This window comes from Yinghuangia sp. YIM S10712, assembly GCF_051388935.1.
Classification (GTDB): domain Bacteria; phylum Actinomycetota; class Actinomycetes; order Streptomycetales; family Streptomycetaceae; genus Yinghuangia.
In genome coordinates this window covers 380,179-405,264 of sequence record NZ_JBPKBI010000001.1, presented here as the reverse complement: position 1 = coordinate 405,264, position 25,086 = coordinate 380,179, and the positions used below count along the sequence as shown (strand labels likewise).

The 25,086-nt window shown below is 70.2% G+C and carries 24 protein-coding genes and 1 pseudogene; 13 read left to right on the top strand and 12 right to left on the bottom strand.

Going from position 1 to position 25,086, the window contains the following annotated elements; all coding sequences use genetic code 11:
* Window position 1: 1 nt before the first annotated feature.
* From ACRX5W_RS01915 to ACRX5W_RS01885, 7 genes are all read right to left on the bottom strand, one after another.
* Window positions 2-841 (bottom strand): sulfurtransferase, encoded by an 840-nt coding sequence (locus ACRX5W_RS01915; protein ID WP_436786105.1) that lies wholly within the window; start codon window positions 839-841, stop codon window positions 2-4.
* A 303-nt stretch (window positions 842-1,144) separates the two neighbouring features.
* Window positions 1,145-1,225: a putative leader peptide gene (locus ACRX5W_RS01910; protein WP_436786756.1), complete on the bottom strand. Its 81-nt coding sequence runs from the start codon at window positions 1,223-1,225 to the stop codon at window positions 1,145-1,147.
* A gap of 91 nt (window positions 1,226-1,316) precedes the next feature.
* Window positions 1,317-2,609 (bottom strand): anti-sigma factor family protein, encoded by a 1,293-nt coding sequence (locus tag ACRX5W_RS01905; RefSeq protein ID WP_436786104.1) that lies wholly within the window; start codon window positions 2,607-2,609, stop codon window positions 1,317-1,319.
* On the bottom strand, window positions 2,606-3,196 hold the full coding sequence (locus ACRX5W_RS01900) for a sigma-70 family RNA polymerase sigma factor (protein WP_436786755.1): 591 nt from the start codon (window positions 3,194-3,196) through the stop codon (window positions 2,606-2,608). Before ACRX5W_RS01900 ends, ACRX5W_RS01905 begins: the two co-directional genes overlap by 4 nt.
* Before the next feature lie 203 nt (window positions 3,197-3,399).
* Entirely contained in the window at window positions 3,400-4,635 is a 1,236-nt protein-coding gene (locus ACRX5W_RS01895; RefSeq protein WP_436786103.1) for a hypothetical protein, read from the bottom strand.
* Complete coding sequence (locus ACRX5W_RS01890) at window positions 4,632-4,892, bottom strand: MoaD/ThiS family protein (RefSeq protein WP_436786102.1); 261 nt, start codon at window positions 4,890-4,892, stop codon at window positions 4,632-4,634. The genes ACRX5W_RS01895 and ACRX5W_RS01890 overlap by 4 nt, the downstream gene beginning before the upstream one ends.
* A 118-nt stretch (window positions 4,893-5,010) precedes the next feature.
* Entirely contained in the window at window positions 5,011-5,820 is an 810-nt protein-coding gene (locus ACRX5W_RS01885) for an alpha/beta hydrolase (protein WP_436786101.1), read from the bottom strand.
* A 273-nt stretch (window positions 5,821-6,093) separates the two neighbouring features.
* On the opposite strand from ACRX5W_RS01885, the gene ACRX5W_RS01880 reads away from it, so the two are divergent.
* The 3 genes from ACRX5W_RS01880 (at window position 6,094) to ACRX5W_RS01870 (ending at window position 9,424) form a co-directional block, all read left to right on the top strand.
* Window positions 6,094-6,840 carry a response regulator transcription factor gene (locus tag ACRX5W_RS01880; protein WP_436786100.1) on the top strand — a complete coding sequence of 249 codons (747 nt, stop codon included), beginning with the start codon at window positions 6,094-6,096 and terminating at the stop codon, window positions 6,838-6,840.
* Window positions 6,841-6,973: 133 nt separating this feature from the next.
* Complete coding sequence (locus ACRX5W_RS01875) at window positions 6,974-7,990, top strand: LacI family DNA-binding transcriptional regulator (RefSeq protein ID WP_436786099.1); 1,017 nt, start codon at window positions 6,974-6,976, stop codon at window positions 7,988-7,990.
* Window positions 7,991-8,137: 147 nt separating this feature from the next.
* Window positions 8,138-9,424 (top strand): hypothetical protein, encoded by a 1,287-nt coding sequence (locus ACRX5W_RS01870; RefSeq protein WP_436786098.1) that lies wholly within the window; start codon window positions 8,138-8,140, stop codon window positions 9,422-9,424.
* A 95-nt stretch (window positions 9,425-9,519) separates the two neighbouring features.
* Here ACRX5W_RS01870 and ACRX5W_RS01865 read toward each other — a convergent pair whose 3' ends face one another.
* Window positions 9,520-11,757, bottom strand: coding sequence for an outer membrane protein assembly factor BamB family protein (locus tag ACRX5W_RS01865; protein ID WP_436786097.1), 2,238 nt, complete (start codon window positions 11,755-11,757; stop codon window positions 9,520-9,522).
* 3 nt (window positions 11,758-11,760) lie between these two features.
* Entirely contained in the window at window positions 11,761-12,081 is a 321-nt protein-coding gene (locus tag ACRX5W_RS01860) for a hypothetical protein (protein WP_436786096.1), read from the bottom strand.
* Between the two features lie 263 nt (window positions 12,082-12,344).
* Between ACRX5W_RS01860 and mshD the strand changes: the two genes are divergently transcribed.
* The 9 genes and pseudogenes from mshD (at window position 12,345) to pstB (ending at window position 22,067) form a co-directional block, all read left to right on the top strand.
* Window positions 12,345-13,292, top strand: coding sequence for a mycothiol synthase (gene mshD, locus ACRX5W_RS01855; RefSeq protein WP_436786095.1), 948 nt, complete (start codon window positions 12,345-12,347; stop codon window positions 13,290-13,292).
* 109 nt (window positions 13,293-13,401) lie between these two features.
* Complete coding sequence (locus ACRX5W_RS01850) at window positions 13,402-15,588, top strand: RNA degradosome polyphosphate kinase (protein ID WP_436786094.1); 2,187 nt, start codon at window positions 13,402-13,404, stop codon at window positions 15,586-15,588.
* Entirely contained in the window at window positions 15,575-16,639 is a 1,065-nt protein-coding gene (locus ACRX5W_RS01845; RefSeq protein ID WP_436786093.1) for a CHAD domain-containing protein, read from the top strand. Before ACRX5W_RS01850 ends, ACRX5W_RS01845 begins: the two co-directional genes overlap by 14 nt.
* 50 nt (window positions 16,640-16,689) lie before the next feature.
* Window positions 16,690-17,073, top strand: a pseudogene (locus ACRX5W_RS01840) (NUDIX hydrolase); the annotation flags it as partial.
* Window positions 17,056-17,583 carry a SixA phosphatase family protein gene (locus ACRX5W_RS01835; RefSeq protein ID WP_436786754.1) on the top strand — a complete coding sequence of 176 codons (528 nt, stop codon included), beginning with the start codon at window positions 17,056-17,058 and terminating at the stop codon, window positions 17,581-17,583. The pseudogene ACRX5W_RS01840 and the gene ACRX5W_RS01835, both read left to right, overlap by 18 nt.
* Before the next feature lie 303 nt (window positions 17,584-17,886).
* Window positions 17,887-19,044, top strand: coding sequence for a phosphate ABC transporter substrate-binding protein PstS (gene pstS / locus ACRX5W_RS01830; RefSeq protein WP_436786092.1), 1,158 nt, complete (start codon window positions 17,887-17,889; stop codon window positions 19,042-19,044).
* A gap of 37 nt (window positions 19,045-19,081) precedes the next feature.
* Window positions 19,082-20,131 (top strand): phosphate ABC transporter permease subunit PstC, encoded by a 1,050-nt coding sequence (gene pstC, locus ACRX5W_RS01825; RefSeq protein WP_436786091.1) that lies wholly within the window; start codon window positions 19,082-19,084, stop codon window positions 20,129-20,131.
* Window positions 20,128-21,195, top strand: a complete 1,068-nt coding sequence (gene pstA, locus ACRX5W_RS01820) for a phosphate ABC transporter permease PstA (protein WP_436786090.1) — start codon at window positions 20,128-20,130, stop codon at window positions 21,193-21,195. Before pstC ends, pstA begins: the two co-directional genes overlap by 4 nt.
* A gap of 95 nt (window positions 21,196-21,290) precedes the next feature.
* Window positions 21,291-22,067, top strand: coding sequence for a phosphate ABC transporter ATP-binding protein PstB (gene pstB / locus ACRX5W_RS01815; RefSeq protein WP_436786753.1), 777 nt, complete (start codon window positions 21,291-21,293; stop codon window positions 22,065-22,067).
* A gap of 101 nt (window positions 22,068-22,168) precedes the next feature.
* Here pstB and ACRX5W_RS01810 read toward each other — a convergent pair whose 3' ends face one another.
* Complete coding sequence (locus ACRX5W_RS01810) at window positions 22,169-23,155, bottom strand: anion permease (protein ID WP_436786752.1); 987 nt, start codon at window positions 23,153-23,155, stop codon at window positions 22,169-22,171.
* 18 nt (window positions 23,156-23,173) lie between these two features.
* Entirely contained in the window at window positions 23,174-23,794 is a 621-nt protein-coding gene (locus tag ACRX5W_RS01805; protein WP_436786089.1) for a DUF47 domain-containing protein, read from the bottom strand.
* A 339-nt stretch (window positions 23,795-24,133) separates the two neighbouring features.
* On the opposite strand from ACRX5W_RS01805, the gene ACRX5W_RS01800 reads away from it, so the two are divergent.
* Entirely contained in the window at window positions 24,134-24,550 is a 417-nt protein-coding gene (locus ACRX5W_RS01800) for a metal-sensitive transcriptional regulator (protein ID WP_436786088.1), read from the top strand.
* Here the strand turns inward: ACRX5W_RS01800 and ACRX5W_RS01795 are convergent.
* Complete coding sequence (locus tag ACRX5W_RS01795; RefSeq protein WP_436786087.1) at window positions 24,518-24,787, bottom strand: hypothetical protein; 270 nt, start codon at window positions 24,785-24,787, stop codon at window positions 24,518-24,520. The two genes, ACRX5W_RS01800 and ACRX5W_RS01795, sit on opposite strands and share 33 nt — an antisense overlap.
* Window positions 24,788-25,086: the final 299 nt, after the last annotated feature.

Sequence of the window (25,086 nt, the reverse complement as noted above, 5' to 3'; positions counted from 1 at the left end):
CTTACTTGCCGGAACCGAGCTCGATCGGCACGCCGACCAGGGCGCCGTACTCGGTCCACGAACCGTCGTAGTTGCGGACGTTCGCCTGGTCCAGCAGCTCGTGCAGGACGAACCAGGTGTGCGCCGAACGCTCGCCGATACGGCAGTACGCGATGGTGTCCTTCGACAGGTCGACGCCCTCGCCCTCGTAGAGGGCCTTGAGCTCCTCGTCGGACTTGAAGGTGCCGTCGTCGTTCGCGGCCTTCGACCACGGGATGTTCTTGGCGGTCGGGACGTGGCCGGCCTTCTGCGACTGCTCCTGCGGCAGGTGCGCGGGGGCGAGCAGCTTGCCGGAGAACTCGTCGGGCGAGCGCACGTCGACCAGGTTGGTGGTGCCGATCGCGGCCAGGACGTCGTCACGCCAGGCGCGGATCGACGTGTCCTGCTCCTTGGCGACGTAGTTGGTCGCGGGGCGCTCCTTGACCTCGACGACCAGCTCGCGGGAGTCGAGCTCCCACTTCTTGCGACCGCCGTCGAGCAGCTTGACGTCGCTGTGGCCGTAGAGCTTGAAGTACCAGTAGGCGTACGACGCGAACCAGTTGTTGTTGCCGCCGTACAGGACGACGGTGTCGTCGTTCGAGATGCCCTTCGCCGACAGAAGCGCGCTGAACGCCTCCTGGTCCACGAAGTCGCGCTTGACCGGGTCCTGCAGGTCCTTGCGCCAGTCGATGCGGACCGCACCGCGGATGTGGTTCTTCTCGTAGGCGGCGGTGTCCTCGTCGACCTCGACCAGGACCACCTTCGGGTCGTCGAGGTGCGCCTCGACCCAGGCGGCGTCTACCAGGACGTCGGAACGGCTCATGGGGTCATTACCTCCGGTTTGTGGGCACGCCGCACCGGGCGGCAGAGCCACGCGAATTGGCACTGCACGGGCAGAAAAGTCTCGGGGTGAGCGCTGCGGCGACGCGCGGGGCCGACCGGAACGCCTGAGGCGAACTCCGGTGCGGGCCAAGGCAGTCGGTCCGGGGCGCCGCGGTCTCGCAGGCGTCCGCATCGGCTGCGCACCACACATGGGTGTCGGTCGCGGGCGAGCGGGCGCACGAGTCGCGCGCCGGTCACACGGTCAAGGTCGTCGGTCACGCCGACCTGTGTGCCCGGTTGCGCGTCAGCGCCGGCAACACAGGCAGGTCGCGGTGCGGCACAGGTCAACTGCGCGCCGCTTGGTGAGGTCCGCCTGTCGCTTCACGGTGTCGATCGTAGGGACGTATGACCGGAGATGTCATGCGCGTGTCATATTTCGAGACGCAAATGCCCGAATAGTGAGATCGAGTCCCGTCTTACGGGGATCTTGTTGGACTTTGTCCGGTTTTGGCAACGAGCAGCTCATCCTCGTCGCCCACAGTCGACACCACGAAGCTCGTGATCTCATCCGGCGGGATGCTCGTTCCGCCCGGCACGTGCATCGCCCCGGGCTGCTGGTAGCCCTCCTTCGGCACGACCCACGACGAGGCGGTCTCCTGCCGACCGCGGGTGCCGTACACGTCCAACTGACAGCGCGTGCCGCCCGGGACGCCGTCGAGCGTGAGGTCTATCGCGGTGCCCCAGTCCACCGGGCGGTACACCAGCGACATCTCGGCGCCGGAATCCAGATTCGCGGCGGACGCTGTGCGCTGGTCGGCGGTCGGCGGAGGCGGCGCAGTCGCGGGCGGCGACCCGGAAGGCGGCGCGGACGCGGTGGGCGCGGCGGACGGGGAGCCCTCCTCCTCGCTGCCCATCACCCAGCCGAGAGTGCCCACCAGCACGGCGAACGCCGCCGCGGCGGCGAGCAGGGTCGTACGCTGCCGCCGCTCACGCCGCACGCGTCCCGCGGCGGCGGCGAACAACTGCTCGGGGCGCGACTCGTGCGCGACCCCGCTCGCCTCCGCCTCGGCCGGCGTCAACCGCGCCAGGAACTGCGGCAGCACGGCGAGTTCGTCGTACTCGGCCCGGCAGTCCGGGCAGACCGCGACGTGCGCGCGGATCCAGTGCGTCTCGGTCTCGTCGAGCGTGCCGAGGACGTACGCGCCGAGATCGAATCGGAGCGCGCCGCAGACCTGCTTGGCGGGATCCCCGGAGTCGGCCGACTCGCTTTCCGGCAACGGGAGTTCGGCTCCCACGTCAGCCGACGCCGGATCGGTCGGCTCGTGCGGGCCCCTCGAAGCGGAAGGGCGTCGGTAGGCGGCGGCGTCGGCCGCGCTCTCCTCGGCAGGCGCGGGAGGCGGCGCGGCCGGCTCGGGCGGGACTGCCGGAAGGCGGCCGGCGGAGGACTCGGACGACCCCTGCGGCGCCCCGGCGCTGGGAGCCTCGGCCGTCGGGGCGGGTGGCGCCTGGCGCGGTCGGGGCGGGACGGAGGCCGGCTCGGCGTCGTCGTCCGCCGCCGCGTCCGCCGGTGCGGGAGGCGCGAACGGCGTCCAGCCGCCGGCGCGGTCGTCCGCACCCGGCTCGTCGGCGTCGCGGCCCGGGCCGGCTCCGCGGTCGTCGGCTCCGGAAGCCGCGGGGCGAGGGAACGCGTACGGCTCGTTCTCGGCGTCGGGCATACCGGCGGCGGGGCGCGGCTCGTCGGGCACGCCGGGCCTGTTGACACCGGTCACGGCACCAACCCCCGCTCCTCCAGGGCGACGCGCAGTGCGCGCAACGCGTAGTACGTCCTTGATTTCACGGTGCCCTCCGGCACCCCGAGCACCTTGGCCGCCTCGGCGACCGAGCGGCCCCGGTAGTACGTTTCCAACAACACCGCCCGGTGCTCCGGGGTCAGGGCCCCCAGTGCCTCGGCCACCTCCCACGACAGCAGCGCCCGGTCGAACTCGTCCTCCGCGCGCTCGTCGGCGACCGCCAGCAGCGGTGCGTCACCGGTCTCGGGAGGCCGGGCCCGACGCGCGCGACCGCCGTCGATGACGAGGTTCCGTGCGACGGTGCACAGCCAGCCGCGTACCGGCCCGCGCGCCGGATCGAGCGCGTCCGGATTGCGCCAGGCCCGCAGCAGCGTCTCCTGGACGACGTCCTCGGCCCACGGACGGTCGCCGGAGGTGAGCCGGAGCGTATAGCCGAGAAGCGGGCCGGCGTGCTCCAGGTACAGCGCGCGGATGACCGCTTCGTCCGCCGTCGCCAACGGGGCCGACGACGTGTCGGCGCCGTTGCGGGCCGGCGGCACCGGCGGCAGGGACGGAGGCGGCGGCATCGCGTGGGCCGACGACGACGCGTCGGCTCGCCCGGGGGACGGCACCCCCGTCGGCAACACGCCCGCCACGCCCGCTTCGCCGCTCACATGACCTTCACGGGCGCGGGGGTGCTGCGGTTCATCGCGTCCCCCGGAACCGGCCCGGCGGCGTCTCCACGGCATGCCGGAATCCTCCCGCGATCTTCGCCCGGCCGTCATGAAAGTTACCCGATCGCCATTCGGCCCAGTAGGTAGACCACCGGGGCGGCGAGTGCCAGGGGTAGCGCCACACCGGCCGTCATGTGGACGAAACGGGACGGGTGGTCGTATCCGGCGACCCGTCGGCCCAGCAGACCCAGCAGCCCGGCGCCTGCGCCGAGGACCCAGGCGTTGCCGAGGTCGGTCGCCGAGCCGGCCACCGCGCCGACCCCCGCGGCGGCGGCCAGGCCGAGGACCGCGCCGACCGGCCCGGGCAGGGGCAGCGCCGCGCACACCACCGCCGCAGCGGCCGCGGCGGCACCGGCGGCGACCAGGGCACCGTCACTCACCCCCGGGCTCTCGACGCGCGCGGCCAGCACATACAGCACGTCGAACGCCGCCAGCATCGCCGCCGACAGGGTCACCGTGAGAGCGGGCATGAGTTCGGGGCGGCCGTCTCGGCGCGCGAGCTGCTGGAGCAGCACCACGCCCAGAACGGCGGCCAGGACACCCGGCAGCACGCGCAGCCCGCGGTCGTCCGCGAGAAGGACCGCCGCGTCGGCGGCGAAGGCTGCCAGCACCGCGAGTGCGATGCCCTGGCGGGCGGGCCACATCCCGTGCAGCCGGAACCAGCCGGCGGCGGTCAGCACCTGCAAGAGCACGACACCCCCGACGGCCGCGGCACCACCCGCGAGGGAACCGGCCGCGAGCACGGCGGCGAAGCAGGCGGTGATCAGCGCGGGCACGAGACCGGGCGGGTGCCAGATGGGCACGCGTTCGCGCAGCGGCACCGGCCCGGAAGCGGGCGCGGGGGCCGGGCTCGCGGGCGCCTCGGGAGCGGGTGCGAAGTCGGCCTCGGATGCCGGGACGGGTGTGAGGTTGGCAGTATGGCCCGCCTCGAACGCGGCTCGCGGGTCGTACGCGTCGTGGAAGTCGCCCGGGTGGCCAGGCTTGTGGCCCTCGTGGTCGGTCTCACGGACCGTCGAGTGGTCGGCGGCGCCGTAGTCGTCGGTGTGGACGCCCGGCGCGAACGGGTCGTACTGCGCCGGGATTTCCGCGATCTGCGGGTGGCCGTGGTCGTAATACGGCGGCTGCGGGTGGCCCGGGTCGTACGTCTGCGGCACGTACTGTTGCGGCACCCCGTAGGCGTATTCGGCCGACTCGTCCGCGTAGGCCTGTGGCGCGTACCCGTCCGGCCCGCCCGGCGGATCCCAACTCCCGTACTGCTGCTGCCCCTGCGGGTCCCGGGGCGTGTCGCTCATCCGCCGGCGAAGGGCGGCAGGACCTCGACGGTGCCGCCCTCGGTCAGGAGCACCGTGCCGTGGTCGCGCTTGCCGACCGGCGTGCCGTCCACGACGAACGAGCAGTTCGTCACGACCGGGCCGAACCGCGGTGACCCCGCGTGCCGTTCACGGGCCGCCCGCAGCGCGTCGGCGAGCGTCTCCGCGTCGTACCCCTCCTCGGCCGTCCCCGCGGCCTCCTTGGCCGCGGCCCAATACCGCATAGTGCCGACCGCCATCACGTCCACTTCCGTTCCGGAGTCATCCGCGCATCGCCCCACCGCGCACGCTGAGGGAACCAGAGTGCCCCATCATCCCGACCGATCATCGCGCCCGCGTACGCCGGTGCCACACCCGCTACCGAACTCCCCGAACCACCCACGCGCCGATACGTGCGACCAGTTCCGGTGCGACGGCGTTCTCCGCGTGCCCGAGGCCGGGCTCGATCCACAGCTCTTTCGGGTCGCGGGCGGCGGCGAACAGCTGCTCCGCGTGATCGAGGGGGAAGTAGGCGTCGCGGTCGCCGTGCACCACCAGCAGCGGCACAGGGGAGATCCGGCCGGCCAGGTCCCGGGGCGCCTCGGGGATCGGGTTCCAGTTCTCCGACGCGACGCGGGTGCGCAGCGCCGTACGCACCACCAGGCGCCCGACCGGGTGATCGATCGCATGATGCAACCGGCGCATGGGCGGCGTACCCCGGTAGTACCAGCGCGAGGGTGCGCTGACCGACACGACCGCGTCCACACCCCCGTGCAGCGCCGCGTGCCGCACGACGACCGAGCCGCCCATCGAGAAACCGATCGTCGCGACGCGCCGGTACCCCAGGTCGCGGGCCCAGGCCACGGCCGCGTCGAGGTCGAGCACCTCGCGGTCGCCCAGCGTGCTCCGGCCGCCCGAGGCGCCGTGGCCGCGGAAGTCGAAGCCGACGACGCCGCCGAGGCCGTGCAGGGTCGCCATGACCGCGGCCACCTTGGGGCGGCGCCAGGATCCGGTGAACCCGTGCGCGACCACGAAGGCGAGATCGCGGGCGTTTTCCGGACGGTGGACGGCGCTGAGACGTATCCCGTCCGCGCTGATCAGCTCATGGTGACCGGACGGGTGCGCTCTGTCGACCGAAGGGGTCCGGGATGCGGGACGATCGACGTCTCCATCGGAAAGGCGGGACATGTCGGCTATCCTGACTCGCGAGTCCACTGGTGTGGAAACGGTCGGCTACACCCGACCAAGCTGGAAGGTGCCGACCTGATGTCTCCGGACCAGCTGCCGCCACGCCGGCCGACTCGACATGAGGATCCGGGCGACGACGCCCCGGGTCCTTTCGTGTTTTCGTGGAGGTGAGATGCGGCGCGGACCGAGACCCACGACGTCGTCGACGCGCACGTACGCCTGCCACCGGACAGGTGCGGAGCCGATTGTCCGCGCCGGGCGAGGGGAGCCCAGTTGAGTGCCCTGCTGCTGCTCACGAACGCGCTCCAGCCGTCGGCCGAGGTGCTGCCCGCACTCGGCCTGCTGCTGCACCAGGTCCGGGTCGCCCCGGCGGAGGCGTCGGCCCTGGTCGACGCGCCACCCGCGGACGTGATCCTGGTGGACGGCCGGCGCGATCTTCCGCAGGTGCGCAGCCTGTGCAGGGTGCTGCGGACCACCGGCGTCGGCTGCCCGCTGATCCTGGTCACCACGGAGGGCGGCCTCGCGGCGCTCACCGCGGACTGGGGTGTGGACGACGTGCTCCTGGACACCGCCGGTCCCGCCGAGGTCGAGGCCCGGCTGCGGCTGGCGATCGGCCGCCTCCAGGCGGCGCAGGGCGCCGACGACGAGCCGACCGAGATCCGCAACGGCGACCTGACGATCGACGAGGCCACGTACAGCGCGAAGCTGCGCGGCCGGGTGCTCGACCTGACGTTCAAGGAGTTCGAGCTCCTGAAATATCTCGCACAGCATCCGGGCCGCGTCTTCACGCGCGCGCAGTTGCTGCAAGAGGTGTGGGGCTACGACTACTTCGGCGGCACGCGCACAGTGGACGTACATGTGCGCCGCCTGCGCGCGAAGCTCGGCCCCGAACACGAGTCGCTCATCGGTACGGTCCGCAACGTGGGCTACCGCTTCGTGGTGCCAGACCGGGGCTCGGACGCGGAATCCCGCGGAAACGCGGTCGCCGTGGGCGAACCGGTGCCGGAACAGGCCTCGTAGGACCGCTTTCCGGCGTTTTCGGGACTGTCCCGATGCCTGTTCGGACATCGTCCGCACAGGCAGCCATCGGGCTTTCCTCGGTGAGTGGGGCCTCTGCGGTATGCGCGGTGCGCGGCGTCCCTACAATGGCGGCGTGCCCAAGGTGACCCGTGACGACGTAGCCCGCCTCGCCGGAACGTCGACAGCCGTGGTCAGCTATGTGGTCAACAACGGCCCGAGGCCGGTCGCGCCGGCCACGCGCGAGCGTGTGCTCGCCGCGATAGAGCAGCTCGGCTATCGGCCGGACAGCGTCGCCCAGGCGATGGCGAGCCGGCGTACGAATCTGATCGGCCTGGTGTTGCCGGATGCCCGGCAGCCGTTCTTCGCCGAACTCGCGCACACCGTCGAGAAGGCTGCTTTCGACAAGGGCCGACTGGTTCTGATCGGCAATTCCGACTACGACGACGACCGCGAACTCCATTACGTACGGGCGTTCTTGGGCATGCAGGTGTCCGGCCTCGTGCTGGTGAGCCAGGGCCCGTCGGAGCGCGCGGCACAGGAGATCGCAGCGCGGGACGTCCGCGTGGTCCTGATGCACCGTCAACCCAACGCGCTCAGCGGTGATGCCGTCGTACTCGACGACGTGCAGGGCGCGTACCTCGCCACCCGCCATCTGATCGAGGCACACGGCCTGCACCGCATCCACTGTCTCGGCGGCCCGCCCTCGACACCGGAACTCGGCGACCCGGTGACCGACCACGTCATCGGCTGGCGCCGGGCGATGGACGAATCCGGGCTGGCCACCGAAGGATTGGTGCGCGGGGCGCCGTTCAACCGCTTCGGCGCGCACGCCGTGGCCCGCGACCTGCTCGCCGAAGCCGACCGCCCGACCGCCCTGTTCTGCTCGACCGACGACCAGGCCATCGGCGTACTGCGCGCGGCCCGCGAACTCGGCTTGAAGGTGCCGGACGACCTCGTCGTGGTCGGCTTCGACGACATCGCCGAGGCGGCCGTCGCCGAAGTACCGCTCACAACCGTGACAACCGACCGCGCGGCCATGGCCCAGGCCGCCGTCGACCTCGCCTTGGAACGCGAACCCGCGGCTCCCGGAGAGGTCCGCGTACGAAGCTTCCCGGCCCGCCTGGTGGTTCGCCGCAGTTGCGGCTGCTGACGACTGCGACTGACGAAGGTCGCGGATGCTGAGGGAAGGCCCTCAACCACCTCCGGCGACCCTTCGCAACCTCCCCGCAGAACGGTGGGATTGCTAACCTCCCTACCTTGTTCGGCAAAACGGGATTCTCGGGGAAGGCTTCAACTGATGGCGCACCAGCAGTCCTACGCGCCGGGCGCACCACCCGCATATGGACAGCAGCCACCCCTCGCCCCCGAACCACCACGCAACGCCCGCGGCGAAACCCCGGTCGAAACCGAACGCCGCTGGCTGACCAACATCGCCGCGGTCGTGCTGCCGGTATTCCTCGCGAGCAAGCTGCTGAAGCCGAAGTACCGCTGCGGGCGACCGGATCCGGTCATGGAACGGGTGATCCGGGTCCGCGCGTGGCTGGGGCTCGCGGTGGTCTTCGGAATCTTCCTGCGGGTCTTCTACGAGAAGAAGACGGGCAAACCGTCGATCTTCCCCCAAACAGGCACCACCCCATCGGCCCCGTCCGTGCCGACGAATCTCGGCATGACGGGGGACTTGGCCACGCCGTCCGTCGAGGCGATGGCCAACATGCCGGCGCCGCAGGCGACGCGCGTGCCCACAGGCCTGCCGACGGACTTCGACTTTCCGACGAACATGCCGACGGGTTTCAAACTCCCGACGAACATGCCGACCTTCGACATCCCGACCGCGGTCCCGACCGGGGGATCGGGGGGCATTCCGGGCCTGGACGAAAGCACCACGCAGCAGGTCAACGGCCTGCAGAAAACCGCGGACACCATGACGGACGCCATCAGCATCGGTCAGGAACTCGCCGGTGCGGTGATCGACCGGGTCATCCTCGCCCCGATCCTGTGCGCGCTCGGCATCGTGGTGGTCGGGATGCTGCTGGCCCTGCTCGCAGCCCCGCACACGCGCACGGCGACGATTCGCCAACTCCAGCACCCCATCCGCACGATCATCCTGTTCGCGGTCGTCACGGCGGCCGGCATCGGGGCGTACGTGGGGCTGCACGCCGGAGCGGGGCTCAGGCACAAAACGTACATGATCAACGAAGACGGGACGACACTCCAACTCGTATTGTCCTGGGCCTCCGCGTTCGTCATGTTGTGGACTGTGCTGTTCGCTCTCGGGGCTCTGTGGCAGGTCACCCGACACTTGTTCGGAGCGATCGACGGCCACCCGCTGCTGCCGGCGCTGCTCGGTATGTGGCTCGCGTGGACGCTGGTGCTCAATGACACCTGGCTGGGTATCGCCGACAGTTGGTCCCCGTTGGACGCCGGCGTCATGAACACCCAGGACACCGTTCCGGACAACGTCAAGGCTGCTCTCGGCATCCTCGGAGCCACCGCGATCACCGTGCTCGCGCTCTGGGAGATCGCGCGCATCGGCAAGTGGAACGGCATCAACTTCCGCAGCGGCCCGTTCGGCAACCAGCCGTGACGGCGTAGACCGGACACCGGAAAACGCTGGGGCTGCCACCAATTGCGGTGGCAGCCCCAGCGTTTGTTGTCGGTTCCTTGCGACTCTCCGCGGGTCTACTGCATCACGATGAGGCGGTACGACGACATGTCGTAGTGGACCGCTTGCCCCAGAGGGTTCTCGAAGGGCAGGTTTTCCATCGCCGGGTCCGGACCCTTCGGCTGAGCGGCCAAGAAGACACGTCCGTCCCTCTCGTGCACCAGCACCGAGTACATCAGCCCCTTGGCCACGGTGACGCGCTTCGGAAACTCCTTCAGGTTCGTCATCGAACCGTCGCGTGCCGAGACCCGAATCAGGCTCATGGGGCGGAGCTTGGTCGTCCCACCGTCCTGGACCAGCACCAGCAGGTCGCCCGATTCCTCGACGCGGATCGGATAGATCTGACCCTGCGATTTGATCGTGAACAACTTGGAACCGGTCGCCACGCTCTGAGTCCACAACTTTTGCCCGGTCGCCCGGTCGTATGCCGAGAGCTGATTCGCACCGCCCATGAGGCCGCCGAACGAATCGGACAGGTCGGTGCTCGGGATGTAGATGACCTTGTCCGTGGCCAGAATCGGCACCGTGCCGGTCAACGCTTCCGAACTCCCGCGCGGTGCGACCACTGCGTGGAGGTCATTGATCTTGAAAGATTCACGGCCTTGGTCGTCGAGGACGATGATTTCCGGCGGAGGCGGGTTTTTGAGGTTCAAACTGAGTTCCGACTTCATGACGACGACCGGGTCCGTGGACACCACCGCCACGGTGCCGCCTCCGAAGGAGGTTCCGCCCGGCACCTCGTACTTCCACTTTGGCGCGCCGCTCACCGGGTCGAGCTCCGTCACCGTGGAACCACTGCCGAGACCGCCCCCGCACGACGCGACGACGACGAGCTTGGCGCCGCCCGAGTAACCACCGCCGCCGAGGGTGGAGCAGTCCTCACCGAGCGTCTCCGCCGCCGACCACAGTTTCCTGCCGTCCGAGACCCGGTAGCCCACCTCGTTGAACACCGCGACGCCGCCGGACACCGCGATGCCCGTGGACATGTTGAAGCCGAGGTCCCCGAGGTCGGGGACACCGCTGTCGGCTTTGTCCTCCTTGGTCGGCGTCGACCAGATCTTCTTGCCCGCGACGATGTCGACGGCTTCGAGGGTCGAGCAGTCCTTCTCACCGCCGAAGGCGACGAAGGCCTCTTTCGACCCGCCTTGCAGGTCCACGTCGCAGACCCACTCGCCGTCCGACGAGGAGTACTCCCACGCCAGTGCGCCGGTGTCCAGGTTGTACGCGGCAAGCCGCTTGGCCTCGGCGATCACCACGGTCGTGTCGGTGTACCACACACCCGCGCGATTGAGCTTCTCTTCCCCGACCTTGGTCGGCGGCGTCTCGGGGCCGTCACGCCCCTCCCTGATGGACCAGAGGACTTCCGCCTTGGCCAGCGGTTCCCCTGCGGAACTGCCGCTTGGGTCGCGCTCGGCCTGCTTGACCGCGCCCGGAATGGCGACGGCCGCGATCAAGAGCGCGCCGACGGCCGTCGGCAGCAGCACAGAGCGCTTGTGCTTGTGTGGTCGCGGCGCGCGCGGCGGGCCGAGTTGCAGGGCCTGTGGGCGACTTGGCGGGCCGTACGACGACGGAGGCGGCGCGCTCGCCGGCGGGAAGCCGCCACCGCCGCTGCCCGGCCCCGAGTCGTGGCTCCTCGGCGGGCCGCCGACGGGCATGCCGCCGCCCGGCCCTGAATCGAAGCCTGTCGGCGCTCCCATCGGGGGCGGCATCCCGGCCGGTGTGAACGCGGCGGCACCGACACCCTCGCCGGCCGCCGGCGACGCAACGGGTCCGCCACCGCCCGACCACTGCGGCTGAGGCGGGGTGGGCTGAGGCGGCGCGTAGGGCGGCTGCGGGGCCGCCTGCTGCGGGGGCGCGAACGGCGGCTGCTGCCCGCCCTGTTGCGGTGGCGACGGCTGGAACTGCTGCGGTGGCGGCGGTTGGAACTGCTGCGCCGGCGGCGGTGCCCACTGTCGGCTCTGCTGCGGGGGCTGCTGCGGGGACTGCTGCGGGGACTGCCACTGCTGGTCCTGTTGCGGCGGCTGCCATTGCTGCTGGTCTTGCGGAGGCGGCGCCCAGGACTGCTGTTGCGGCCCCTGAGGAGGTGGCGGCTGCTGCGGGTTGTGGGCCGCGGGAATGCCGTACGGCGGTGTGAACGCCTGCGGGTCGCCCTGGGGCGGTCCGTACTGCCCCTGGGGCGGCACGTACGGCTGCTGCTGGTTGTCGTCGGGCTCGTTGCCGTCCGGAACCTGAAAGGGAGGAGGGGGGTTCGTCATGCGTCACTCACCCGTCAGACCGGAAGGCACATCGGCCGGGCCGGGAACGGGCGGGAGTTCCGCCCCCAGACCACGCGGCGGCGGCAGATCGTCATACAGGTCGGTCTCCGTGTAACCCGTCTCCTTGATCGCGTTGTCCCACCACAACACCGTCACCGCCATCGCCGACAGCGTCGCGACGACGATCAGCAATCCCGCCACCGCGACCATGAACTTCCGTGGCGCGGCCGGTCCTCGGTAAGGACGCGGCGGTGGTGGCGCGGCCCCCCACTGCTGTTGGTGGGGGATGCCGCCGTGCGGGCCCGGCGGAGGCGCGTACGACATGGGAGCGGATCCTGTTCGTGGGGGGCAGGTCGGTCAGTCTCGACACGCTATCGGGCCGCGCCCCGCCACCGCTGGGGCTTGTTCCCCAGCTTCGCGGTTGGGACATCGGGGACGGCAGGACGGTGCCGGCGTTCACCCTCACCGGCGACTCCGACACCCCGAACTCGCCGGTGATTCCCGGTACACCGGCGGCGGTCGGTCGCCCGAGCACGAAGTCGGCTGTCCCTGCTCGGTGCCCGCACGACGCGCTTTACGGTTGGCGCATGGCGAACGCAGAGGGTTTTGTCGAGGCGGTCGATCGCGCGGATGCCGCCGATGTGGCTGTCGTCGCGGAATTGGCCGACGAGGCCACGCGGGTGGACGGGGTCGGGCCGCTGTCGGAGCAGACGTGGCTGCAGCTTCGGCACGGGGCCTCCGGAGCACGGGAGTTGCTGTTGCGGCGGCCAGACCGGACGGTGGTCGGGTACGCGCATCTCGATCTGTCGGATCCGGGTGAAGGGCCCTCGGGGGAACTGTTCGTGGCGCCGGAGGCGCGCGGCGCGGGGTTGGGGCGGGTTCTCGTCCAGGCGCTGATCGACGAGGCACGCAGCCGCGACAAGACCCAAGGCGTGCGGGTGTGGGCGCACGGGAAGCTGCCGGCGGCCGAGCACTTGGCGGGCCGGATGGGCTTCGGTGCGTTCCGGGAGCTGTGGCAGATGCGGCGGGCCGTCGGTCTGCCGGTGCCGGAGACGTCGCAGCCGACAGGGGTGGCCGTGCGTACGTTCGTGCCCGGTCGGGACGACGACGCGTGGCTGGCGCTCAACGCGAAGGCGTTCGCGCATCATCCGGAACAGGGAGCGTGGACCCACGACGATCTGCGGCGCCGGATCGCCGAGCCGTGGTTCGACCCGGCGGGGTTCTTCCTGGCCGAGGACGCGGACCGGAGGCTGGTCGGGTTCCACTGGACCAAAGTGCACCCGGCGCAATCAGGCGAGGGGGCGCTCGGTGAGGTGTACGTCGTGGGTGTGGACCCTGCGTTCCAGGGCGGCGGGCTCGGTAAGCTTCTCACCGCCGTCGGACTCACCCATTTGGCGCAGGTCCGCGTGGACGGCGAACCGCTCTCGGAAGTCCTCCTCTATGTCGACGGCGACAACCAGCCGGCTGTCAGCGTTTACACCCGTTTGGGCTTCCGTGTGCATACGGTGGATGTGATGTACCGGCACCAGGGCTGACGCGCTCCCGCGGTCACGGCAGGGCCTGCGAGCAGGCGAAGGCCCTCCGGTGTCCGGGGCGTCGTCTGGCCTTTACCGTGGATACACCCACGCGAGGAAGAATGATCATATGAGCGCTGATCTGCCTGCCTCCGCCCGTCCGCGCCATCTTGCGCCCGTCCCGAGCGAGACCGCCGGCACGCCGACTCCCGGGGGACCCGCTGTGGCCGTCGTACCGGCGCTCACGGCGCCCTCCGACCTGCCCGCCGACCGGTTCCTGGACCGGGAGGCGAGCTGGCTGGCGTTCAACGAACGCGTGCTGGAGCTCGCGGAGGACCCGAACACGCCGCTGTTGGAGCGCGCGCGCTTCCTCGCGATCTTCGCGTCCAACCTCGACGAGTTCTTCATGGTCCGGGTCGCCGGCCTCAAGCGCCGCATCGCGACCGGCATGGCAGTGCGCGCGGCCAGCGGCCTGCAACCGCGCGAGGTGCTGGAGCTCATCTGGTCGCGCAGCCGTGCCCTGATGGCCCGGCACGCGACCTGCTTCCACCACGACGTCCTGCCCGCGCTCGCCGAGGCCGAGATCGAGCTGCTGCGCTGGGACGACCTGACCGAGGGCGAACACCAGTCGCTCTACACGCTCTTCCGTGAACGGATTTTCCCGGTCCTCACGCCTTTGGCCGTCGACCCCGCGCACCCGTTCCCCTATATCTCCGGGCTGTCGCTCAACCTCGCGGTCGTCGTCCGCAACCCGCGCTCGGGCAACCAGCACTTCGCGCGCGTCAAGGTGCCGCCGCTGCTGCCGCGCTTCGTCGAGGTCTCCCCCGCCCGGTTCGTCCCGCTCGAAGACGTCATCGCCGCGCACCTCGGGGACCTCTTCCCCGGCATGGAGATCCTCGGCCGGCACACCTTCCGCGTGACCCGCAACGAGGACCTGGAGGTCGAGGAGGACGACGCCGAGAACCTCCTCCAGGCTCTCGAACGCGAACTCATGCGCCGCCGCTTCGGCCCGCCGGTGCGCCTGGAGGTCGAGGAGACGATCGACCCGCACGTGCTCGACCTGCTGGTACGCGAGCTCGGCGTCGGCGAGAAAGAGGTGTATCCGCTGCCCGGCCCGCTCGATCTGACGGGCCTGCACGCGATCGCCGACCTGGACCGGCCCGAGCTGAAGTACCGCAAGTTCATCGCCGGCACCCACCGCGACCTCGCCGAGGTGGAGACCGCGCACTCCGCGGACGTCTTCGCCGCGATGCGCCGGCGCGACGTGCTGGTGCACCACCCGTACGACTCGTTCGCGACCTCGGTGCAGGCCTTCCTGGAGCAGGCCGCGGCCGACCCGCACGTGCTGGCGATCAAGCAAACGCTCTACCGCACGTCGGGCGACTCGCCGATCGTCGACGCGCTCATCGACGCCGCCGAGTCCGGCAAGCAGGTCCTCGTCCTCGTCGAGCTCAAGGCGCGCTTCGACGAGAGCAACAACATCGAGTGGGCACGCAAGCTGGAGCAGGCCGGGTGCCACGTCGTGCACGGCGTCATCGGCCTCAAAACGCACTGCAAGCTGTCGCTGGTGGTGAGGCAGGAAGGCGAGGCTCTGCGGCGCTACTGCCACATAGGCACCGGCAACTACAACCCGAAGACCGCACGGTTGTACGAGGACATGGGCCTGCTGACCGTCGACCCCCAGGTCGGCGAGGACATGTCCAACCTCTTCAACCGGCTGTCCGGCTACTCGCGCGCGCAGACCTTCCGGCGGCTGCTGGTCGCGCCGCACTCGCTGCGCAACGGGCTGGTGGAGCGGATCGAACGCGAAGTGGCCAACCACGAGCAGGGGTTGCCCGCGTACATCCGCCTCAAGTCCAACTCGATCGTCGACGAGACCGTCATCGACGCGCTGTACCGCGCGTCGCAGGCGGGCGTTCCCGTCGACCTGTGGATCCGCGGGATAACCGCGCTCCGCCCGGGAGTTCGCGGGCTGTCGGAGAACATCCGGGTCCGCAGTGTGCTGGGCCGGTTCCTCGAACACTCCCGCGTGTGGGTCTTCGCCAACGGCGGTGAGCCCGAAGTGTGGATCGGCAGCGCGGATCTGATGCACCGAAACCTTGACCGGCGCGTGGAGGCCGCGGTACGTCTGAGCGGCCGACACCGGGACCAGATCGCCGAATTCGTCGACCTCGGCATGAGCGACGAGACCGCTTCGTGGCATCTCGGCCCCGACGGGACGTGGACCAGGCACGCCACCGCGCCCGACGGCAGCGCGTTGCGGGACGTACAGGACCACCTCATCGAGCTGAGGAGGCGACGACGTGGGCCGGAGTGAGCGGCGCAAGAACGGCGGGGTGACGGCGGACGACGAAGGCAGGGCCGCGGCGAAACTGCCGCGCCCGCGAGACGACTCCGACGCGCCGCCCCGCCGCGCCCCGGAGACGGACGCCGCTCCCTCCGCGTCGGGGCGCACGGCCGGCGACGTGCTGCTCGACCATCTGACCGCCGAGGCCGCCGAGTTCCTCGCCCAGGCACCGCGCGTCCGGGACGGCGGCGAGGACTCCGCACACCGCATGCGGGTGGCCGCGCGCCGGATGCGCAGCTCACTGCGCACGTGCGCCCCGCTCGTCGAAGCCGCCTCCGCCGAAGCGCTGTCGACCGAACTGCGCTGGATGGCCGACTGCCTCGCCGGGGAACGCGACAACGAAGTCCTGCTGGCCCGGCTCCTCGACGCGCTCGACCGGCTTCCGGTGCGGTCGGGCACCCCGCGCGCCCGCGCCGCCGTCGAACGGCGCCTGCGCGGCGGGCTCGCCGGCGGGCACGACGCCGCGCTGCGCGCCCTGGATTCCGCGGACTTCGCCGCTCTGGCCGAGCAACTCGCCAAGCCGCGGCTGGGGTTGACCTTCGCCGGCAAGGCCGCGCAGCCGGTCGGCAGGGTGGTCCCCAAACTCGCCGCGGCGGCATTCCGCAAACTCGCCAAGGGCGCCGACGCGCTGCCCCTGGCCGAGGCCGCCGTGCCGTACGCGCAGCCTGTTCCGCTGTCCGGCGAGGACGACGAGGCGTGGCACCGCGTACGCATCCTGGGCAAACGCGCGCGGTACGCGGCCGACCTCGCCGCACCGGAGTTCGGCCCGCCCGCGAAGGACCTGGCCAAGCGCATGAAGGCGGTGACCGAGTCTCTGGGCACACACCAGGACGCGGCACTGGCCGCCGACGTCGCGCGGGAGCTCGCGCTGTCGCCGCGTATGGGCGGCGCGGCGGCTTTCGTGCTCGGCGAGTTGTACACCGTGCAGCGCTTCGCGGTGGCCGAGGCCCGCCACTCGTTCGCGACCGTGTGGCCGACGCTGCGCGGTCGTCTCGACGAGGTGGCGCGGTGGGGCGGCTGACCGACCCCGGGCGGCGTTCGGATGCGGGGCCGCATCCGACACCCGAGGAGCTGCGCAGCCCGGTCCGGGCGGCCGGGGCGGTGCTGTGGCGGACGGCTGAACACGGCGGCATCGAGATCGCACTGGTCCATCGGCCGAAATATGACGATTGGTCGCTTCCGAAGGGCAAGCTCGAACCCGGCGAACACCCGGCTGTCGCCGCCGTTCGTGAGGTCCGGGAGGAGACGGGCTTCGACTGCGCGCTCGGCCGCGGCCTGGGCGTCCAGTCGTACCCGGTCGGCGAGCGGCTCAAGGTGGTGCACTACTGGGCCGCCGAGGCCCGCGGCGGCCGGTTCACTCCCGGCCGTGAGGTGGACCGGATGACGTGGCTGCCGCCCGAGGAAGTCGAGGCGCTCATCAGCTACCGACGCGACACCGTGCTGACCGGTGAGCTGACCGCGGCGCCGTGGGCGACCGTGCCGGTGATCGTCCTGCGGCACTGCGGGGCGCTGGCCCGGGACCGGCACCACGGCGACGACGCGGACCGACCGTTGACCGCCGCCGGGCGCGTGCAGGCCGAAACCCTCGGCGTCGTCCTCGCGGCGTACGGGCCGGCCGCCGTCCTCAGCTCGCCGTCGCTGCGCTGCCTGGAATCGGTCGATCCATACTGCCGACGCGCGGGCGTCGCGGTCGAGGCCGTCCCCGCGCTGTCCGAGGACGACCACTCCCGGCACCCGGGCGCGGCCGCGGATCTCCTCCGGGCGCTGGTCGCCGACCGAACGCCGGTGATCGTGTGCACCCACCGGCCGGTCCTTCCGGACCTGCTGGACGCTGTCGGGCAGGGCACCCAGCCGGGCCGTGCCCGCGGCGAGCTGCTGCTGCCCGGTGAATTCGTCGCGCTGCACACCGCGGGCGGCTTGGTCGCGGCGGCCGATCGTCACGCCGCGTATGCGATCTCGGGATGATCCGCCCTCGGACCGTCGGACGGTCAAGAAACGGACACAGGGGGCGGAACGGAAAGCTCCGCGATGTTGAACTCCGGCTGAACTGCGACCGAAATTCACGATAAAACCGCAGGTCAGCGCGTTGCAGACGAGCAAGTTGGAAGCACGCGGCCGACGAGCGCGAACCCCCTGATGGCCTGCCTGTGTTCACGCCGGGTTCACTTTTTACCCGCTGTTCGCTTCACACGTGCGACCTAACGTCGGCATCGACGGTGACCGACGTGGTCATCACGACCGACTTTGCAGCAACCGGAAGGAACAGCCGTGACCACTCGGCCCCGACTTGCTCGGCGCAGCTCCGTTTTCGCCGCTGTGGCCGTCGCCGGCGCGCTCACGCTCACCGCCTGCGGCTCCGACGACAACGACACAGCGGACGCGTCGAACAGCTCTGCCGCGACGTCCAACGGCAGCGGCGGAGGCGGCGGCGCCCCGGCCGCCGACCTCGCATGTGCTTCGGGAACCCTCGCGGCGGCGGGATCGAGCGCGCAGAAGAACGCGATCGACGAGTGGGCGAAGCTGTACCAGCAGAAGTGCTCCGGCACCACGGTCAACTACAACTCGAACGGCTCCGGCGCCGGCCGCCAGGCGTTCTTCGACGGCCAGGTCAACTTCGCCGGCTCGGACTCCGCGCTCAAGGAGGACGAGGTCGCCAAGGGCCAGGCGGTCTGCAAGGCCGGCCCGGCGATCAACCTGCCGATGGTGACCGGCCCGATCGCGGTCGCGTACAACCTTCCCGGGGTCAAGGACCTGGTCCTGGACGCGAAGACCATAGCAGGGATCTTCTCCGGCAAGATCAAGAACTGGGACGCCGCCGAGATCAAGGCGCTGAACCCGAACGCGCAGCTCCCCTCGACCGCGATCCAGACCGTCCACCGCTCGGACAAGTCGGGTACGACCGAGAACTTCACCAAGTACCTGAAGGCCGCCGCGCCCGCCGACTGGACGGCCGAGGCGTCGCAGGACTGGCCGAGCCAGGACGGCCAGAGCGCCAAGGGCTCCGAGGGCGTCGCGGGCGTGGTCAAGCAGACCAGCGGCGCGATCGGCTACATGGAGGTCTCGTTCGCCGAGAACAACGCCCTCGGCATCGCCGCCATCAACACCGGCGCCTCGCAGCCGGTGAAGCTCACCCCCGAGGCGGCCGGCAAGGCCGTCGCCGCGGCGCAGGTCACCGGCCAGGGCAACGACCTCAGCCTGAAGCTCGACTACGCGACGAAGGCCGAGGGCGCGTACCCGATCATCCTGGTCACGTACGAGATCGTGTGCGAGAAGGGCACCCCTGCGGACAAGCTTCCGCTGGTCAAGTCCTTCCTGACCTACACGGCGAGCGAGGAGGGCCAGAGCATCCTCGCGAACAACGGCTACGCGCCGCTGCCCGCCGAGATCGCCGGCAAGGTCCGCACGGCGGTCGCTGCCCTGTCCTGATCCGGTATCCGACCTGATCGACAGTCACGGAGAAGAGATGCCCACCTCCACCACGCCGGAGTCGCGCGACGACGCGGAACGCGACTCCGGTCGGCGTCGGGGCAAGTCCGGTAAAAGGACCCACGGCGCCGACGCTCGGCCCCCCGGCCAGAAGTCCACGGTCCGGCTCGGTGACCGGCTGTTCGCCGGTTCGTCACGCGGTGCCGGAATCCTGCTCCTGGTGATCATGGCCGCGATCGCGGTCTTCCTGATCACCGAGGCACTGGATGCGCTCGGCGAGAACGACGGCAACTTCCTGACCGACTCCACATGGGTGACCGACGGCAGCGAGCCGGCGTTCGGCGTCGCGGGCCTGGTGACGGGCACCGTCATCAGCGCCGCCCTCGCGATGCTGCTCGCGGTCCCGGTGGCGGTGGGGGTGGCTCTCTTCATCACGCACTACGCACCCCGCCGTGTCGCGCAGACCCTCGGCTACATCGTCGACCTGCTCGCCGCGGTGCCCAGCGTCGTCTTCGGCCTGTGGGGCCTGGTGTTCCTGTCGCCGAAGCTCACCGGCCTGCACGCGTGGCTGGGCGACTACCTCGGCTTCATCCCGATCTTCGACAAGGACGACACGGGCGCCACCGCGCGCACGCTGTTCACCTGCGGGATCATCCTGGCGATCATGATTCTTCCGATCATCGCCGCGGTCACCCGCGAGGTGTTCCTCCAGGTCCCGCGCGCTCACGAGGAGGCCGCGCTGGCGCTCGGGGCGACACGCTGGGAGATGATCCGCACCGCGGTCCTGCCGTTCGGCAAGCCCGGCATCATCTCGGCGTCGATGCTCGGCCTCGGCCGCGCGCTCGGCGAGACGATCGCGGTGGCCATGGTGCTGTCCAGCAGCCAGGAGCTCGTGTACCAGATCCTCGACGTGGGCGGGAACACCATCGCCGCCAACATCGCCAACCAGTTCGGCGAGTCGAACGAGCTCGGCCGGGGCGCGCTCATCGCGTCCGGTCTCGTGCTCTTCTTCCTGACGCTGCTGGTGAACGGCGCGGCGCGCGTCGTCATCAACCGGCACAAGGAGTTCTCGGGGGCAAACGCATGACGATCACCCGGACGGACGTCGGCACCCCCGCCGACTCCCACCCGCTGCTGCTGACCCGGCGCAGCATGCCGACCTGGATCCCGTGGGCCACCGGCGCCGCCGCGGTCGCACTCGGCGTGCTGGTCAAGGCGGTCCAGGGCAACTGGGCGCTGGGCGCCTTCTACGCCGGTCTGTTCCACGTCATCGTGGTCAGTGCGGTGTCGTGGCGCATTGAGGACCGCCGGCGCGCGCAGGACCGGCTGGCCACCAGCCTCGTGTACAGCGCGTTCATCGTCGCGATCGTCCCGCTGGTCTCGATCCTCGGGTACACGATCACCGAGGGCCTGGAAAAGCTCTCGCCGTACTTCCTCGGCCACTCGATGCGCAACGTCGGTCCGCGCGACGACACCGGCGGCATCTACCACGCGATCATCGGCACCCTGGAGCAGGTCGGCCTGGCCGCGCTCATGGCCGTGCCGCTCGGCCTGCTGACCGCGATCTACCTCGTCGAGTACGGACGCGGACGCCTGGCCAGGGCGATCACCTTCTTCGTCGACGTCATGACGGGGATCCCGTCGATCGTCGCCGGCTTGTTCGTCTACTCGTTCTGGATCCTCGCGCTCGGGTTCAAGGCCTCCGGCTTCGCCGGCTCGCTCGCGCTGATGATCCTCATGCTGCCGACGGTGGTGCGCGCCGCCGAGGAAATGCTCAAGCTCGTCCCGAACGAGCTGCGCGAGGCCAGCCTGGCACTGGGCGTACCGAAGTGGCGCACCGTGCTGAAGGTCGTCCTGCCGACCGCGATGGGCGGCATCATCACCGGCGTCATGCTGGCGATCGCCCGCGTCATCGGTGAGACCGCGCCGCTGCTCCTGCTCGTGGGCACCGCGCAGTCGATCAACTCGAACCCGTTCGAGGGCTGGCAGAGCTCGATCCCGCTGTTCGTGTACGAGCAGAACCACGCCGGCAACCAGTTCTCGCCCGCCCGCGCGTGGGCCGGCGCACTGACCCTGATCATCATCGTGATGGTGCTGAACCTCGCGGCGCGGCTTATCGCGTGGTGGAAGGCCCCGAAGGCAGGACGATGACCGTGGCGACCACCCGAATTCCCGGCCAGGCGACCCCGCAGGCCACTTCGCAGGCAACTCCGGCACCGGGCTCCGGCACCCCCCACGAGGCAGGCATGACCAAGCGCATCGAAATCTCGTCACTCAACGCCTACTACGGCAAGGTCCGGGCCGTCGAGGACATCTCGATGACCATCGAGCCGCGCACCGTCACGGCGTTCATCGGTCCCTCGGGCTGCGGCAAGTCGACCTTCATCCGCACCCTGAACCGCATGCACGAGCTGATCCCGGGCGCGTACGTCGAGGGGTCGGTGCAGCTCGACGGCCAGAACCTGTACGGCCCGGAGGTCGACCCGGTCGCGGTGCGGCGCACGGTCGGCATGGTGTTCCAGCGGCCGAACCCGTTCCCGACGATGTCGATCTACGACAACGTCGCGGCCGGCCTCAGGCTCAACGGCATGCGGAAGAAGTCCGACCTGGACGCGGTCGTCGAGCGCTCGCTGCGCGGCGCGAACCTGTGGAACGAGGTCAAGGACCGCCTCGGCAAGCCCGGCGCGGGTCTGTCCGGCGGCCAGCAGCAGCGCCTGTGCATCGCGCGGGCGATCGCGGTCGAGCCGCAGGTGCTGCTGATGGACGAGCCGTGCTCGGCCCTCGACCCGATCTCCACGCTGGCGATCGAGGACCTGATCGCGCTGCTCAAGGAGCGGTACACGATCGTCATCGTCACGCACAACATGCAGCAGGCGGCACGCGTGAGCGACCGCACGGCCTTCTTCAACCTCGCCGGTCCCGGCCAGCCGGGCCGGCTCGTCGAGATCGGCGACACCGAGAAGATCTTCTCGGCGCCGGAGGTCGAGGCGACGGCCGACTACATCGCGGGCCGCTTCGGCTGAGTCCGGCCGGGTCGGATCGGGGTTTCGGTGCAGACACGAGGCAGGGGCGGCACCCGCTCTTCGGGTACCGCCCCTGCCTCGTGCGTGCGTGACTCCGCGGCTCAGAGGAACAGCACGGACATCAGGCCGTACGACAGCGCGGACACCATCGCCGCGGCCGGGATCGTGAGCACCCACGCGCTGACGATGTTTCCGGCGACGCCCCAGCGGACCGCCGTCAGACGCTTGGTCGAGCCTACGCCGAGGATCGACGACGTGATCGTGTGCGTCGTGGACACCGGCGCGTGGAAGACGAAAGCGGTGCTGTAGAGCACGCTTGCGGCGGTGGCCTCGGCGGCGAAACCGCGCGGCGGGTCGAGCTCGATTATGCGGCGGCCCAGCGTCCGCATAATGCGCCAGCCACCCGCGTACGTACCGGCGCTGATCGCGAGGGCCGCGGACAAGGTGACCCAGAACGGCACGTCGTACCCGGTCTGGTAACCGCCGACGACCAGCGCCATCACGATGAGGCCCATGGTCTTCTGCGCATCCTGGAGGCCGTGGCCGAACGCCATCGCCGCGGCGGACACGGTCTGCGCCACGCGGAATCCGCGCGTCACCTTGTGCGGGTTGCGGCGTCGGAAGGCCCACAGGATGGCGACCATCAGCAGATAGGCGACACCGAAGCCGATCAGCGGCGAAATGATCATCGGAATGACCACTTTTTCGAAGACGCCGTCCCACTTGACGGTCTCCGACGCCGCGAGCGCACCGCCGACCAGACCGCCGATCAGCGCGTGTGTGGACGACGACGGCAGGCCGAAGTACCAGGTGATCATGTTCCAGGTGATCGCACCGCACAGTGCGGCAGCCACGATCACCAGGCCCTGATTGCCTTGCGGGGCATCGATGATGCCCTTGCCGACAGTCTTCGCCACTTGTTCGCCGGCGAACGCGCCGGCCAGGTTCATCACGGCCGCCATCCCCAGTGCGGCCCGGGGCGTGAGGGCCCGGGTGGACACCGAGGTGGCGATGGCGTTGGCCGCGTCGTGGAACCCGTTGGTGTAGTCGAACGCCAGAGCGATCACGACGATCGCGATGGTGCTCAACAGGACGAGATCCACCGGTCAGGACTCCTTGACCGTGATGGTCTCGATCGTGTTCGCGACATGCTCGAAGCCGTCCGCGGCCTCTTCGAGCGCGTCCACGATGCCCTTGAGCTTCAACACCGTCAGTGCGTCGTACTTGCCGCTGAACAGATGGGCGAGCAGCTTGCGGTGGATCTGGTCGGCCTGGTTCTCCAGCCGGTTGATCTCGATCCAGTACTCGGTGAGGTCCTTCATCGTGCGCAGCCGGGGCATCGCCTCCGACGTCAGCTCGGCGGCCCGCACCAGAACCTCGATCTGGTCGGCGATCTGCGCCGGCAGTTCGTCGAGCTGGTACAGCACGACCAGATCCACGGCCTCGTCCATGTAGTCCATGACGTCGTCGATCTGCGACGCGAGAGTGTAGATGTCCTCGCGGTCGAACGGCGTGATGAACGACAAGTTGAGCTGACGGAGGATCGCGTGGGTCGCGTCGTCGCCGGCGTGCTCCGCCGCCCGCATGCGCTCCGCGATCTCCGGACGGCCGGACACCTCGGCGCCGAGCAGTTCGGTGAGGAGCTTCGAGGCGGTGACCAAGTTGTCCGCCGCGGTGGCGAACATGTCGTAGAAGCTCGTCTCCCTGGGGGTCAGACGCAATCGCACAGAGGTCTCCGGGATGAGGAATGCGGTCTTGACGATGCTAGGCGCTCGTCACACCCGGAAGGCAATCCGGGGCGACCGCCGCCGACGTGCTGGTACCCGGACGCATAACGCGCACGCGCACCACGGCGGCAACCACCGCACCTGCGAACGAACCGATCAGAATCGATCGTTCCGGGCGGCAACGTCCGTCGCACAGAGAAGAGTAAGGGTCTCGATGCCGTGCCGGTCACGGAGTTCCCTCCGCGTGATCATGTTGCCCATGTCACACCAGCCCGTGCGCACCTCCGGCCAGACGGGCCATTGCTTGCCGAACATACCCCTAGGGGGTAAAATCGGGCCATGGACACCACGACGGCAGACGGTCCCGACCCCGGGCCCGAGGCCCGACTCAAGCCCCCTGCCAAGCCCCGCGCCGGTTCCGCGCCGCACACCTCCGCCGCGACCGCCGATTCCACCGGACACAGCGGGCATAGCGGGCACGGCTACAGTGCGCGCAAGGACGAGCACCTCAAGCGGCTCCGCCGCATCGAGGGCCAGGTGCGCGGGCTGCAGCGCATGGTGTCCGAGGACGAGTACTGCATCGACGTCCTCACCCAGGTCTCCGCCGCCACGAAAGCGCTTCAGGCGTTCGCGCTCAGCATGCTCGAAGAGCACCTCGCGCACTGCGTCGCCCACGCGGTCGAGCAAGGTGGACCCGAGGCGGACGCCAAGGTCAAGGAGGCGTCACAGGCGATCGCGCGGCTCGTGCGCTCCTGAACACCCTTGCCCCATCCGCCTGTTCTCGACACGGCGGCGCGAACTCCCGTGTGCGGCATCGGACCACGGTGCCGCGCCCGCGGCCTGCCGGGCCGCGCCGATGCCCAGTACGGCGTCGATCTCGGCCTGGGTCAACGGGCCTTCGCTCTGCGACGCCGCGATGATCAGCTCTCCGTAGAGCTCGATCTCGTCGAAGACCACGAGGTCGTGCACGCGCACATCAGAGAACGGTGTCACCCACACCACCTCCTCGGGCTCGGGCGAAGTTGCCAGGGCGGAGAGTACGCAACTCCCCTGACGCACAACCAGACTAGAGTCGGCCGCGTTCGACGCGCATGACACGCATGGGCCATTTGCGTACCGCCCGGAGCCGGGGGCGCTCGGCTTCGCCGCCCGGCGCGCCACCGGCGCGCGGCCGCGGAAGCCACCGCGCGCGCCGGCGCGTGGTGCCGTGCACACCATGACAAACCGGCCGCAACCTCCCCGCACCGTAGGGGAGTCGCGGCCGGTTTGTCATGGTGTGTACGGCACCACGC